Below are 14,902 nucleotides of genomic sequence, written 5' to 3' on the forward strand. Positions count from 1 at the left end.
TAAAAATATTTGTTAAATCGCTAGATTTGCATAAAAATGCCGACTGGTTGTCGGCAAGGTATCAGATAATTAAAAAAATAATTCGGATAATTAGGATAACTGCTTTTTAGCGTTTGCAATAGCAATTTTAACTTGTAGTGGCGATACACCACCTTTAGCTGAACGTTTGGCTAAACAAGATTCTAACGATAGTACTTCGTAAACATCTTCATCTATAACTGTGCTAAACAACTTTAATTCTTCTAATGAGAGTTCTTCTAATGCTTTTTGTTTTGCGATTGCACCAACAACAGCTTCACCAACAATATGATGAGCTTCTCGGAAAGGGATGCCTTTTAAGACTAAATAATCAGCAAGTTCAGTTGCATTTGAGTAACCTTGTTTTGCTGCTTCTTGGCAATTTTTATAATTGATTTTGATATCTTCTAAAACTAAAGCTGACATATCTAAACATTCTTGCCATGTGTCGATAGCATCAAATAAATGTTCTTTATCTTCTTGAAGATCTTTGTTGTAAGCCAAAGGCAGGCCTTTAAGTGTCATCATAGCGCCAGCCAATGCTCCAGCCACTCGCCCTACTTTACCGCGAATAAGTTCTAATGCATCAGGATTTTTCTTTTGAGGCATAAGTGACGAACCAGAAGTTACTCTATCGGATAATTCAACAAAATTTGCTTCACCACTATTGAAAATAATAAGGTCTTCAGCAAAACGCGATAAATGAACCATCCCAATGGAAGCATTGTTAAGTAATTCTAGAATATGATCACGATCTGATACGGAATCTAAACTATTATTAGTTGCTTTTGCAAAACCGAGCCAGTGAGCCAATTCATCGCGATCCATTGGATAAGCTGTGCCGGCTAATGCTCCAGAGCCTAAAGGGCTGACATCTAAGCGTTTTAATGTATCTTGTAATCGGCTAATATCTCGGGTTAACATTTCAAAATAGGCTAAGCACCAGTGTGCAAAAGTAATCGGTTGAGCGCGTTGTAAATGAGTGTAACCAGGCATCACAGCATCTTGATGTTGTTCTGCCGTTGTCACTAGCGCTTGGCGTAAATGATTTATCGCATTAATTAATTGTGATATTTGAACCTTGCACCATAATTTAAGATCGGTGGTTGACTGATCATTCCGGCTTCGACCTGTATGTAGCTTTTTACCTAAATCACCAATTTTTTCAATTAATTTTTGCTCCACCCAACTATGAATATCTTCCGCATCACTTTGTAAAATTTGCTGTGGGTCTTGTTGAACCGAATTAAGTAATTCATTTAAAGCTTTTTCTAATTTTTTCTGTTCATCATAAGATAAGACATTAACAGTAACCAATGCTTTAGACCAAGCAATTGATCCAATGATGTCTTGTTCTGCAAGACGATAATCAAAACGCAATGAATCATTAAATTGTTTAAATCGTTGATCTGTCGCTTGGCTAAAACGCCCACCCCATAATGCCATATTTACCTCAATACTATCTTTAATTATTTGTACTACGATTTTTATTTATCGTTGTTAACTGGTTATATTTTTATAATAAATCTAAATTTAATCAACAGTAAAAGCAATATATACAGGACATTGCCTGTATATATTGGTTACTTTATTTAATTTAACTACAAATCAGAAATTACTTTTTCGTTTTGGATTTAGTTTTGACTTTAGTTGTCGCTTTTTCCTTATCTTCTGCTTTGGTTACAGTTTTTTTAGCCTTTTTGGCTGGTTGTTTTTGCTTTTCTTCATTTAAAGCACGAATGCGTGACGATAATGAGAATAGACGAATAAATCCACCGGCATGGCTATGATCATAAACTTCATCTTCACCAAATGTAGCAAATTCTTCATTATATAAGCTATTTGGAGATTTCTTTTGTACAGCAGTTGCACTGCCTTTATAAAGTTTTACCACAACTTCACCCGTCATATCTTCGGCTAGAACATCTGCCGCCGCTTGGATTGAACGACGATATGGAGCAAACCAGCGACCATCATAAACAACATAAGCCATTTCTAAACCTAATTGTTCACGCCATTTAAAACTATCACGATCTAAAATTAATTGCTCTAAACCTCTTAAAGCGGTCATCATGATGGTTCCACCCGGAGTTTCATAACAACCTCGAGACTTGATACCTACTAAACGATTTTCAATGATATCGACACGACCTACACCGTGTTTTGCACCAATTTTATTTAATGTTGCCACGCAGTTATATGGAGATAATTTTTTTCCATTGACTGAAACAACTTCACCTTTTTCAATACCAATGGTGACAAGTTCTGGTTTATTAGGTGCATCTTCTGGTGAGACAGTCCAAGCCCAGCAATCAGCATTAGATTGATTCCACGTGCTCTCAAGAACGCCACCTTCTGTAGAAATATGCCATGCATTTTCATCACGACTGTAAATTTTTTCAACGGTTGCTGTGGTAGGAATTTTACGAACTTTTAAATAATCAATTAGAGCTTCGCGCGAACGTAAATCCCATTCACGCCAAGGAGCGATTACTTTAAGTTGTGGAGCAAGCGCCGTATAAGTTGTTTCAAAACGAACTTGGTCATTACCTTTACCTGTTGCTCCATGACAAAGTGTATCTGCTCCAACTTCTAAAGCGTATTCCACTTGAGCTTTAGCAATAATTGGTCGAGCCATTGAGGTCCCTAGATAATAAGTGCCTTCATATAAAGCACCTGTTTTTAATACTGGATAAACATAATCTTTAACAAATTCTTCTCGTAAATCGACAACTTTACAAGCTACCGCACCTGATGCTTTAGCCTTTTTTTCGACATCTTTTAATTCTTTCGGATCTTGACCAACATTAGCCACAAAAGCATAAACTTCACATCCGCCATAATTCTCTTTTAGCCAAGGAATAATCGCTGATGTATCCAAACCACCTGAATAAGCCAATACAACCTTTTTTATTTTACTTTTTTTCATGCTATACCCTTTATAAATTAACTTACGATAAGTAAATGAGCTAATGTTTATATGTTTTCAATATTTTAAATATTGGTAACTAGTTTAATATACTGTTTGTATTTTATTTAAGCAATAATTCTTGTGCCTGTTATATCTGATTTTCCATTAAATAGTTCAATTAATTTATCTGATTGTTTCCAACTTGCAATATCAATAGGTCGTCCTAATGATGTTGCCGCTTCGAAAGCTGAATTAACTTTGACAACCATGCCATCGGTAATTACGCCATTTGCAATAAGCAGATCGGCTTGCGCTCGCGTTAAAGATTGAATGAGCTGTTTATTCTTATCCAGAACGCCCACCACATCAGAAAGCAAAACCAAATCCGCATTTATAGTTTTGGCTAAAGCTACTGCAGCATGATCCGCATTAACATTCATCATTTGTCCATCTTCAGTAATACCAATTGAACTGACAATAGGCAAATAGCCTGAATTTATCAATAAATTGATTAGAGTTGGATCGCCGGCTCTAGCTTCACCTACATAACCTAAGTCTTCGGAAATCTGTTTCACTTCAACACTATTACCATCAGCTAAACAGAGTCCAACAACCGATATTTGTAGTTTCTTGGCTTCTGACAATAATCGGGTATTCGCACTACCAGCAAGACTACCAACAATTACATCAATCTGATCTGCTGGTGTAACACGTAAACCATTACGACGAACTACTGGCATGGATAAACGATCCATTAATGAATCAACAAGGCTACCGCCTCCATGAACAATAATTAATGGTCGACGGAAATTCTTTTTATATTCATGAATAATAACAAATAGATTACTTAAAGCATCTTTGTTATCAAGTAATACACCGCCAAGTTTAATAATTAATGGTTTCATTTCTGCTTCCTATGTAGTTTTAATTTTGGTTAATTATCCAAAATCAGATTTATTTACTTAGACTTCAAAATAATAATTAAAAATCATTTGTCTATTATAATAGTGAAGTGGTTTGCTCATAACCAAAACGAATATTCATACATTGCACAGCCTGAGCGGCAGCACCTTTTAATAAATTATCCTCAACCGAAATCAGAATCAGATGACGATCTTTTAAGGCAAAACCAATATCACAATAAGGCAGACCTACCACTGCTTTTAAAGCAGGCCAATCTTTTTCATAAACTCGAACTAGTGGTTTATCTTTGTAGTATTTATTTAATGCATTAAGGATATCTTGAGAAGTTACCCCTTCTTTAACGCGACAAGTAATGGTTGCATGAATACCCTGTTTAAAACAACCTAAATGTGGTGTAAAGATAACCTGCTGCCCTAAATGTTTTGCAATTTCGGGTTGATGGCGATGAGTAAACAGCCCATATGCATGCAAACTTACCTCACAAAAACTATTATTATGCGTTGATTTTCGACCCGCACCACTTACACCACTGACCGCATTAATGACTGGCCATTGAGTATTATCTAATAAATCTTCTTCAATTAGAGGTTTAAGTGGTAATTGTGCAGCTGTAGGGTAACAACCGGGAACAGCAATCAATTGCGCTTGTTTTATCTTTTCATCATTCCATTCAGCTAAACCATAAACAGCTTTATTTAACCATTTTTGATGTCGATGAGTAAAGCCGTAATAATCGGTATAAAATTCTGGAGAATTAACACGATAAGCACCAGATAAATCAAAAACAGTGCAACCTTTTTCTAAAAAATAAGGGGCAATTTCATGACTAACAGAATGCTCTGTAGCTAAAAAGACAATATCAACTTCATTGATATAACAAGAATAATCAGATGTGGCAATAAGTGGTAGGTCAATTATTCCTTTTAATTGCGGATGTAGATTATTATCAGAAATAAGTTTACCGCCGTCTTGACTGTTTTCCGATACCGTTAAAGCGATTAATTCAATATGTGGATGCTTACTTAAATAATAAGCTAATTTTGCACCTGCATAACCACTCGCTCCAATAATAATTGCCTTTAACATGTCTATCCTAATTTATTTAAGTGCAACAATGTTATATATAGTAGGTTATTTATAAAGTTAACACAAGCAAAAAATGAATTTTTATTCACTTTTTATGAATTTATTTTCAATAAACGCTGTTTATACTAATGCAAATACAAAGTAAAAAATTAAAATAAAAAACTAAGTTAACTATGCCTGCTCTTAAATATTAGCAGGCATATAAAATGCATAGTTTATTTCAATTGAGTCGCGGATTTTAATATCGCTATAAGTAATTCCCAATATCGAATAACACTTTGAATATTCACTCTTTCATCTGGAGAATGAGGTGATACAATTGTTGGACCGATTGATATCATATCCATATTTGGATAAGCTTGCTTAAACAATCCACATTCAAGTCCTGCATGAATGACCATAATCTTAGCTTTTTGTGAGAATATTTCGTAATATTTATCTTTAGCTAATTGTAAAAGACTTGAATTCAAGTTTGGCTCCCAACCTGAATATCCTCCACTGATTTCGTAATTGGCGTTGGTTAATTGACTAAGCGATATCAGAGTTGAAACAACTGCATCTTTTGCGCTATCAACTTGTGAACGAATTAGATAATGCGTATTTAATTGATTCTCTATAATATTAACAATACCTAAGTTAAGAGACGTTTCGACAACACCATGTAACTGATCGCTCATACGAACAACCCCATTAGGCGCAGCATGCAAATAGTTAATTATTTTATTTTGATGTTCAATAGTTAATACACGTTTAACTTTATCAGAAGTTACTTCAGCTAAACTTATCTGTATAGAAGGTTCAACATGCCCTAATTCATCATTTAAAATCGTTTGATATTGCTTAATAATAGATTCCAGTTGAGGTAAATCTTGTTTACTTAATGTCATTTCAACAAAAGCTTCTCTAGGGATGGCATTACGCAACGAACCACCTTTTATATCAGCTAATCTAAACGAAACATCTTGCGCATATTCAGCTAAAAAACGAGCCATTAATTTAATTGCATTACCACGACCTAAATGAATATCGCATCCAGAATGTCCTCCTTTAAGGCCTTTAAGCGAAATACTTATATAACAATCATGCTTTTCTGGAATAACTGCGTATGCAACTGCAAAAGTGGAAGTAAAATCAACGCCACCGGCACAACCTGTAAATATTTCCCCTTCATCCTCTGAATCGGTATTGATTAGATAATGACTTTTTAACCAATTAGGTTGAAGACCAAAGGCTCCATGCATACCTGTTTCTTCTGACGTAGTAACTAAAACTTCAATAGGGCCATGTTCAATGGTGGGATCAATTAAAACCGCTAATGCTGAAGCTAATCCTATACCATTATCCGCACCTAAAGTTGTACCTTTAGCTTTTACCCATTCACCATCAACATAAGGTTGAATTGGATCAATAGTAAAATCGTGAACGGTTCCTTCATTTTTTTGTGGCACCATATCCATATGTGCTTGTAGGGCAATAGATGGACAATTCTCCATGCCTTTACTGGCTGGTTTCGTTAATAAGATATTACCAACTTTATCAAGTTCACAATGAATGTGATGGGTATTTGCAAAATCGACGATGTATTTAGTAATCATTTGTTCATGATGAGATGGATGTGGAATTTTACAAATATCGTTAAAAATCTGCCAAATAGATTTTGGCTTTAAAGTAGAAAGCATAATTTAACCTCAATATTGTGTCAGTAATAAATTAATGAGTAGTTTTTTTCGTGTAATCGCTTTATAATAAGGTGCAATTTTACATCTATTTTTAGTCCATTAATATTAATTTATTATATTTGTATATTCGATTAAAATTGCAGGTTACTCATGTCAATAGAACAAACTTTAACAGAAGAAGAAATCAAAGCCCAAAAACAGCATAAAGCAGAACTTATCGCTGAAAAAGAAAAATTTAATGTCACTTGGGAAATGTTACAATCTTACGGGCGCCAACTATCCAAACGTTTGTTACCTGCAAACCAATGGAAAGGTATCATTGCTGTTAGCCGTGGAGGTCTAGTTCCCGCTGCTATCCTAGCTCGTGAATTAAGTATTCGTTACGTAGATACAGTTTGTATTTCAAGTTATGATCATGATCATCAACGTGAAAAGTTAATCTTAAAACAAGCAAATGGTGATGGTGAAGGCTTTATTGTTGTTGATGATTTAGTCGACACAGGCAACACCGCACATACTATTCGTGAAATGTATCCAAAAGCTCGATTTGTTACCATTTTTGCTAAACCAGCAGGTAAACCGCTTGTTGATGATTATATTGTTGACATTGCGCAAGACACTTGGATTGAGCAACCTTGGGATACAGGGGTAATGTTTGTTAAACCTATTAGCGATAATCAATAAGGATATTAAACATAATTATGACTACTACCGAAAATTTATCTGCTCAGATATTTAAACCACAATACGAATATCCTGAAACATCAGCGCTTATTAATCGTATAGACAGTAGCGACGGTAGTAGCATAAGTCCTTTGGATGGTGAAATTGATTCAAGATGGTATCGGATCATTAACCCTTTTTTATGGATTTGGCGAGGATTACCTAAATTAGAGGTTGAAGAACTTTTATCCAAAATTGCTGCTTCAACAAAACGTCATACAAATGAAAAATGGTTAGATACTGTTATTGGTTATCAATCAGGTAATTGGGTTTATGAATTTTTAAATCAAGCTGCATTGTGGCAATCTAAAGCTGATTCAATCGATCAAGAAAACCCGAGTGAAGAAGATAAAATTAATTTACACAATTATTTTCTTATCGCGAGTGAATATTCAAGCATTGCTAGTTATCCACATTTCAAAAATGATGAACTCGCTATGTATGCACAAACTTGTGCTTATCAAGCTTATATGAAAGCACTCAATTATTCCCCCTTTACAGTCAAAGAGCTGGAATTTAAAGTCGAGAGTCGTAGTGTTAAAACGTTTTTGCACTTACCAAAAACGGACAACACTTGCCCTGTTGTATTAATATGTAATGCATTGGGCAATTTACAAATTGATTATTATCGTTATTTTAAAGAATATTTAGCTCCTCGCGGATTCGCTATGTTAACAGTTGATCTACCAACGGTGGGATACAGCCGTAATTTTGCTTTAACTCAAAATAGTAGCCAGATTCATCAAGCAATATTGGAACAACTGTCATCCGTTCCATGGGTTGATAATAATCGCGTTATTTTAGCAGGATTTCGATTCGGATCTCATCTTGCAACACGGTTAGCTTATTTGATGCCTAATAAGGTTAAAGGTTTATTCAATTTTACGCCCTTTGTTCATCAAATATTTGTAGATAAAGATTTGCAAAAAAACCTACCAAATAGCTACAAAGACATGTTGGCTAGTCGCCTTGGATTACCTTCTATATCTAATTTGCAATTAGCAGCAGAATTAAATTATTTTTCACTTAAAAATCAAGGATTATTAACTCATGCTTGCCCTGTACCAGTCATGAATATTATTTTTGAAGAAGATGTATTAAGTAATTTAAATGAAGCAAAATTGATTCGTTCAATTAAACAAAGTAAATTAGTAACCATACCTAAAACACCATTACAAAAAAGCTTGCATGATGCGTTAACTCAGTCCGTAAAATGGATGGAGTCGGTTTTGTAAGATCTGATTTAAAATAAGAGTATGTTATGACCATTAAAAAACAACAAACTGTCGTTGTTAAATTAGGTACCAGTGTATTGACCGGTGGCACAAAACAGTTAGATCGTGCACAAATGGTCGAACTAATTAGGCAATGTGCTAGTTTACATCAAGATGGACATAAAATTATTATTGTTACATCTGGAGCGATTGCCGCTGGTCGAGAATATCTTAACTACCCTACTCTTCCCAATACTGTTGCATCAAAACAACTACTTGCATCGGTTGGTCAAAGTAAACTAATACAACTTTGGGAACAACTCTTTTCAATCTACAAAATTTATATTGGCCAAATGTTGTTAACACGTGCCGATCTTGAAGATCGCGAAAGGTTTTTAAATGCGCAAGATGCTTTAAAAGCCATGTTGGACAATCACATTATTCCTATTATTAACGAAAACGACGCAGTAGCAACCGCTGAAATTAAAGTTGGTGATAATGATAATTTATCCGCCCTAGCAGCTATTTTAGCTGAAGCCGACAAATTAATTTTATTAACAGATATTGCGGGTTTATATACCGCCGATCCAAGATCAAATAAAAATGCTAAATTAATTCATGAAATCGACAATATTGACGATAATTTACGTAGTATAGCTGGAGACAGTGTTTCTGGGCTTGGTACTGGTGGAATGGGTACTAAAGTACAAGCGGCCGAAGTAGCAGGAAGTGCCGGGATTGAAGTTATTATTGCAGCAGGTAATAAACCGAATGTTATTATTGATACTGTAAATAACCAATCAGTTGGCACACGCTTTATCCCGCCTAAGACCCCCTTAGAGCATCGTAAACATTGGTTATTCGGTGCGCCCAAAGCGGGCAAAGTTTTATTAGATGATGGCGCAGTAAATGCCATTTTAAATAATGGCAGTTCACTTTTACCCAAAGGTATTTTACAGGTTGAACAAAATTTTTCTCGTGGCGAGGTCATAGATATTTGTGATAAAACAGGTAAAAGTATAGCTCGTGGGGTAAGCCGTTATAATAGTGATGCATTAAAACAAATTGCCGGACATCACTCACAAGAAATTAGCCAAATTATTGGCTATGAGTACGGCTCTGTCGCCGTACATCGAAATGATATGATTATTAAATAACAAACAATAAGGAAATAAAAAATGGGACTAGCTATAGGTGGTGTAATAGCCAACTGGTTTGGTGTATTAATCATTTACATGAATTCACTCCAAGATAAACTTTATGGAACCATGTTACCAATTGCATTCATATTTGCTTTAATAAGTACGGTAGGAATATTATTTGCAGGAAAAAATAAAAAATTAGCAGGTACTTTAATTATTATTGGCAGCATATTATTTGTTCCTTTGGGGTTAATTGGGGTTTTTGGTGCTAAAAAAATAATTAGTCTTGCTAATGAAGCAACATTAGAAGAAAGACGCAATTCATAGAAATATCATGGATATTACTTTGTTAAGGATAATAAATGGAATCTCAAAATCAAAATATAGAACAATTTCAAGCCCGACGTAACGTAATTTTTTTGATGATAGTATGTATCATAGTATTTTTCATGCTGTTAATACTTCCTATAGGTAAAAATGTAAGTCTAGCAGTACCTTTAATCTTACTTTTTCGTGCTATTTGGCAATTTAATATGATTTATATCTCAATTGGAGATGATTATATTACTTATAGACCTACTGCACCTTTAAAAGGTTCAGTGAGTATGCTTTTTGAAGAAATCTCATCAATTGATTATCAAAAAAATAAAGTAATTATTAATTACAAAAACAAAATTAGTAATAAAGAGGAAACTGTAAAAATACCTTTATCAGTCATGGAAGATGAGGCAAAAGAAAAACTTCTAACTACTTTACATACTGTATTAAAAGATAAGGAACAATAAGATAAAAAATGATGATTTAGAGCAAAGATTAAGGCATCTTTGCTCTTAACTTTTTAATGAATTGATAACACCACATTAGAAGAGTGATGCTTTTCTAGTACAAATTGCGAGACATCATTCACAAGAAAGAAGCAAAATTATCGGCTATGAATACAGATCTCGCCGTAAATTTAGAAAATATTATTATAAAATAATGAATTATTAACATAAGGACAAATAATGGAATCACAAAATCAAACAGTAAAAGAATATTATGCTCGCCGTTTTTTATTACCAACAATAGTGATAGGAGTCATTGGAATCATTCTCCTGTTATCATTACCCGTTAAAAGTGGGTCAATGATTATCATGATTACATGCTCTCTATTAATGTTTGTTTTTCAATATATGTCAGTTTATATTACTATTGGTGAAGATTTTATAACTTTGCGACCAACTCCAATGAAAGAGGAGAACAAAGTATTTTTTAAAAATATAAAATCCATACAATATGAAAAAAAATATATATCTATTGCTTATTACAACGAAACGAGTAAGACTGAAGAAAATTTGAAAATTCCTTTTAATCGTTTGGATGATAATACTAAAACTGAACTTTTAAATAATTTACATACTTGTCTAAAAGATAAAGAAACATTAACCAATTAATACTAAAGCAAAATCATAAGCATTCATCTTTTAGTTTTGTCTGATTATTAAAAAGTATTTTCACAGATATATTTTTTTAATATGAAGTCATCACCATAGCTAAAAATAGAATATCGTTGTATTAGAGTAATGATATTTACTCTAATACATGTTGTAATATTCAATTAAGAAATCTTTTTAGGAAAGTCCAATTTATTCTAAGATATTCGTGAATCAAATTAATAAAGGTCTAAAATGATAGTTCAAATGGGAAAAGAGGCAAAATTTGCTTCTTATCAATTAGCGCAATGCCCTACTACAACTAAAAATAAAGTTTTAGCGGTTATCGCTGATTTATTGGAAAAACACAGCACAACAATTCTTGCCGCTAATGAAAAAGATATCCAAGCAGCCAAAGAACAAGGATTAAATGAAGCGATTTTAGATCGTTTATTATTAACACCTGAACGATTATTATCAATTGCCAATGATGTGCGAAAAGTAATTTCATTAATCGATCCTGTTGGTCAAATTATGGATGGAGCCACTTTAGAAAACACTTTAAAGTTACAGCGTCACAGAGTGCCATTAGGTGTGATAGGCGTAATATATGAAGCTCGTCCTAATGTGACGATTGATATTGCTGCACTTTGCCTTAAAACGGGTAATGCAGCTATATTAAGAGGGGGTAAAGAAACCATCCATACCAATCGTGCAACCGTAACCATTATTCAACAAGCACTCGAGCAAGTTGGTTTGCCTAAAACAGCAATACAATTTATTGATAATCCCGATCGAAAATACATCAATGAACTACTTAAACTTGATAAATATGTTGATATGATTATTCCTCGCGGGGGTGCCTCGTTGCACAAACTTTGTCGTGAACATTCAACCATACCAGTTATTACAGGTGGAATTGGTGTTTGCCATACTTTTGTCGATGAAAGTGCTGATTTTGATAAAGTGTATCCTATTATTTTAAATGCTAAAACTCAAAGACCAAGTACATGTAATACTCTTGAAACATTGCTTGTACATACTAAAATCGCTAAAACATTTTTACCTAAACTTAGTCAAATTATGGCGGATCATCAGGTTATATTACATGCCGATGCAGAGGCATTCAAAATTTTAGAAACAGGTGTTGCCAACGTGTTTCCTGTTGAAGATGAAGAATTACGTCAAGAGTGGCTATCCAAAGATTTAAATATAGTTATTGTTGATTCACTTGAATTGGCGGTTGAACATATTCGCGAATACGGCAGTGGTCATTCAGAAGCAATATTAACACGTGATTTAACCAATGCTGAAAAGTTTGTCAATTTAGTCGATGCAGCGGCTGTCTATGTCAATGCATCTACTCGCTTTACCGATGGTGGACAATTTGGTTTAGGTGCTGAAGTCGCTGTTAGCACACAAAAGCTACATGCACGTGGACCGATGGGACTTGAAGCATTAACAACGTATAAATGGATTGGTTATGGTGATGATTTGATTCGTCAATAATAACAATTAAAGTAACTGTTCGGTGAAGCCGAACAGTTTTAATTAATTTCTAGACTAATCGAAGTTCCTCATCAATAAGGCATAATTCAAATCAATCTCTTCAGGAATTGGAATATAAACAATATGCCCATCCCCGAGTCCAGCTGGCACAGGTTGTCCTTTCTTATTTTCCATACGTTCAATAATAAAAGTCGTATTACCTTTAGGTGTCATCATCTCTACACTGTCACCTACTGAAAACTTGTTTTTAACAATAATTTCAGCCAAACCATTTAAACGTTTTCCACTAAACTCACCAACAAACTGCTGTCTGTCTGATACTGAATGGCTATGCACATAATTTTGCATATCTTCATGTTTGTGACGACGTAAAAATCCTTCGGTATAACCACGGTGGGCTAAAGATTCAAGCTCAGTTAACAAACGAGGATCAAAAGGTTTACCCTCACTTGCTGCATCGATTGCTTGACGATAAACTTGAGCTGTGCGAGCACAATAATAAAAAGATTTAGTACGGCCTTCTATTTTTAATGAATGTACCCCAATTTTGGTTAAATCACCAACTAATTCAACCGCTCTTAAATCTTTAGAGTTCATTATATATGTGCCATGCTCATCTTCAAAAGCCTGCATATATTCGCCAGGACGTCCTGATTCTTCTAACATGAACACTTTATCCGTAGTGGAACCTATACCTAAAGTTGGCTCCACTTGCTGAACGGGAATCGGTTCACACTTATGTACAATTTGCCCTACTTCGTCTTCTTTGCCTTCCGCAATTTTATATTCCCAACGGCAAGCATTAGTACACGTACCTTGGTTTGAATCACGTTTATTGATATAACCTGAAAGTAAACAACGTCCAGAATATGCCATGCAAAGCGCACCGTGAATAAAAATTTCTAGCTCCATTTCTGGTACTTTTTCTCGAATTTCAGCAATTTCATCCAATGACAATTCACGCGACAAGACCACTCGAGTTAATCCGATTTTGTGCCAAAATTTTACAGTAGCCCAGTTAACGGCATTCGATTGCACAGATAAGTGAATTTCCATTTCTGGAAAATGTTCACGGACTAACATAATTAAACCAGGATCGGACATGATAAAGGCGTCTGGTTTCATGTTGACAATAGGCTCTAAATCTCGAATAAAGGTCTTTAATTTAGAATTATGTGGAGCAATATTAACTACAACATAAAACTTTTTACCTTGCGCATGGGCTTCGTTAATGCCAATAGCTAAATTTTCATGATTAAATTCGTTATTACGAACACGTAAGCTATATCGAGGTTGTCCAGCATAAACTGCATCCGCACCATAAGCAAACGCATAGCGCATATTTTTAAGGGAACCAGCAGGAGAAAGTAACTCTGGTTTTGCATATAAAAGTGTCATTTAAAAATGCCTCTGATTTCAAGTCAGTATTACAGTATTGTAATAGGTTAAGCAAAAATAGGCTGGCATTTTACGCTTAAGCCTAGCAATTGGCAAATTTATTGTATCAACGGTGAGTCACACAAAGCTTAATCGCATTAATTAGAAGTTAATATCACATAATATGTTTGAATTATTATCAGTTTGTAGTAATGCGTGATTATAAAATTTTTTTAATTGCCAATTTATATAATCTAATTACTCAAAAATCATTTAGAAACGAATTTAATTGTTATGATAAAAACAAGATAAATTGAAATTCTTGACTGTATTATTTATTTAATTAACATTGCACAATTTTAAAATTATCACTCTTCTTTACCCCTATTAAGTAATGGCAAATATTCTTGCCAACGATATTCTCGGATCGGCATAGGCTTTGCCTCATCAAAATAAAGGACTAATGCTGGTTTTATACCATTCCAATTATCTACAAACTCATACCCAACCAAATGACCCTCTTTAATTAACCTTTTTGCTTTCGCATGATAATTAAAATAACTCATAATAGGCCTTAATAAAAAAGTTTAACAATTAAATAAAATGTATTTATAAATAGCTCAATACTTGCAATTTTTTGTTCTCACTTATAAAAACTCAGCAATTATTATCCCCAAAACCCTTGAATAAACTTGTGGATAAAAATGGTAACATATTAAAAAAAATAACTTTATTACACAGATCAATCTCTAGCCAGCTTTCATTGATAGTAGATTTTTTCATCATGGTGTTTGTAGACTTATAAAGACCTACAATAAAGTTTGGTATGTCCACACTTTTTAGTACCAAAAAGATAAGGTCATCGATTTCTTTTGTATTCAATCGGTGACTGATAATTTAATGTTGA

The 14,902-nt window shown here is 34.1% G+C and carries 13 protein-coding genes and 1 pseudogene; 7 read left to right on the forward strand and 7 right to left on the reverse strand.

Features of this window, described 5'->3' with window-relative positions:
- Positions 1-90: 90 nt before the first annotated feature.
- The 5 genes and pseudogenes from argH to H3S88_RS12470 form a co-directional block, all read right to left on the reverse strand.
- The gene (gene argH / locus H3S88_RS12450) at positions 91-1,464 is read right to left on the reverse strand and encodes an argininosuccinate lyase (RefSeq protein WP_198229070.1); all 1,374 of its coding nucleotides are present in this window, start codon (positions 1,462-1,464) and stop codon (positions 91-93) included.
- A gap of 265 nt (positions 1,465-1,729) precedes the next feature.
- Positions 1,730-2,947, reverse strand: a pseudogene (locus tag H3S88_RS12455) (argininosuccinate synthase); the annotation flags it as partial.
- A 107-nt stretch (positions 2,948-3,054) separates the two neighbouring features.
- Positions 3,055-3,834 carry an acetylglutamate kinase gene (argB, locus tag H3S88_RS12460; protein WP_198229072.1) on the reverse strand — a complete coding sequence of 260 codons (780 nt, stop codon included), beginning with the start codon at positions 3,832-3,834 and terminating at the stop codon, positions 3,055-3,057.
- A 94-nt stretch (positions 3,835-3,928) separates the two neighbouring features.
- The gene (gene argC, locus H3S88_RS12465; RefSeq protein ID WP_198229073.1) at positions 3,929-4,939 is read right to left on the reverse strand and encodes an N-acetyl-gamma-glutamyl-phosphate reductase; all 1,011 of its coding nucleotides are present in this window, start codon (positions 4,937-4,939) and stop codon (positions 3,929-3,931) included.
- 215 nt (positions 4,940-5,154) lie between these two features.
- Positions 5,155-6,618: an aminoacyl-histidine dipeptidase gene (locus tag H3S88_RS12470; RefSeq protein ID WP_198229074.1), complete on the reverse strand. Its 1,464-nt coding sequence runs from the start codon at positions 6,616-6,618 to the stop codon at positions 5,155-5,157.
- A 150-nt stretch (positions 6,619-6,768) separates the two neighbouring features.
- On the opposite strand from H3S88_RS12470, the gene gpt reads away from it, so the two are divergent.
- The 7 genes from gpt to proA all read left to right on the forward strand — a co-directional run bounded on the left by gpt (position 6,769) and on the right by proA (position 12,618).
- Complete coding sequence (gene gpt / locus H3S88_RS12475) at positions 6,769-7,302, forward strand: xanthine phosphoribosyltransferase (RefSeq protein WP_081301606.1); 534 nt, start codon at positions 6,769-6,771, stop codon at positions 7,300-7,302.
- A gap of 17 nt (positions 7,303-7,319) precedes the next feature.
- Positions 7,320-8,576, forward strand: coding sequence for an esterase FrsA (frsA, locus tag H3S88_RS12480; protein WP_039127458.1), 1,257 nt, complete (start codon positions 7,320-7,322; stop codon positions 8,574-8,576).
- 26 nt (positions 8,577-8,602) lie between these two features.
- On the forward strand, positions 8,603-9,712 hold the full coding sequence (gene proB / locus H3S88_RS12485; protein ID WP_216355746.1) for a glutamate 5-kinase: 1,110 nt from the start codon (positions 8,603-8,605) through the stop codon (positions 9,710-9,712).
- Positions 9,713-9,733: 21 nt separating this feature from the next.
- The gene (locus H3S88_RS12490) at positions 9,734-10,024 is read left to right on the forward strand and encodes a hypothetical protein (RefSeq protein WP_039127453.1); all 291 of its coding nucleotides are present in this window, start codon (positions 9,734-9,736) and stop codon (positions 10,022-10,024) included.
- A gap of 35 nt (positions 10,025-10,059) precedes the next feature.
- Positions 10,060-10,482, forward strand: a complete 423-nt coding sequence (locus H3S88_RS12495; RefSeq protein ID WP_039127450.1) for a hypothetical protein — start codon at positions 10,060-10,062, stop codon at positions 10,480-10,482.
- A gap of 219 nt (positions 10,483-10,701) precedes the next feature.
- Complete coding sequence (locus H3S88_RS12500) at positions 10,702-11,130, forward strand: hypothetical protein (RefSeq protein WP_198229075.1); 429 nt, start codon at positions 10,702-10,704, stop codon at positions 11,128-11,130.
- 234 nt (positions 11,131-11,364) lie between these two features.
- Positions 11,365-12,618, forward strand: a complete 1,254-nt coding sequence (gene proA, locus H3S88_RS12505; RefSeq protein WP_198229076.1) for a glutamate-5-semialdehyde dehydrogenase — start codon at positions 11,365-11,367, stop codon at positions 12,616-12,618.
- 54 nt (positions 12,619-12,672) lie between these two features.
- Here proA and yegQ read toward each other — a convergent pair whose 3' ends face one another.
- Positions 12,673-14,016 carry a tRNA 5-hydroxyuridine modification protein YegQ gene (yegQ, locus tag H3S88_RS12510; RefSeq protein ID WP_198229077.1) on the reverse strand — a complete coding sequence of 448 codons (1,344 nt, stop codon included), beginning with the start codon at positions 14,014-14,016 and terminating at the stop codon, positions 12,673-12,675.
- Between the two features lie 347 nt (positions 14,017-14,363).
- Positions 14,364-14,561, reverse strand: coding sequence for a hypothetical protein (locus tag H3S88_RS12515; RefSeq protein ID WP_198229078.1), 198 nt, complete (start codon positions 14,559-14,561; stop codon positions 14,364-14,366).
- Positions 14,562-14,902: the final 341 nt, after the last annotated feature.

Source organism: Gilliamella sp. B14448G11 (genome assembly GCF_016101765.1).
Lineage (GTDB): Bacteria > Pseudomonadota > Gammaproteobacteria > Enterobacterales > Orbaceae > Gilliamella > Gilliamella apicola_N.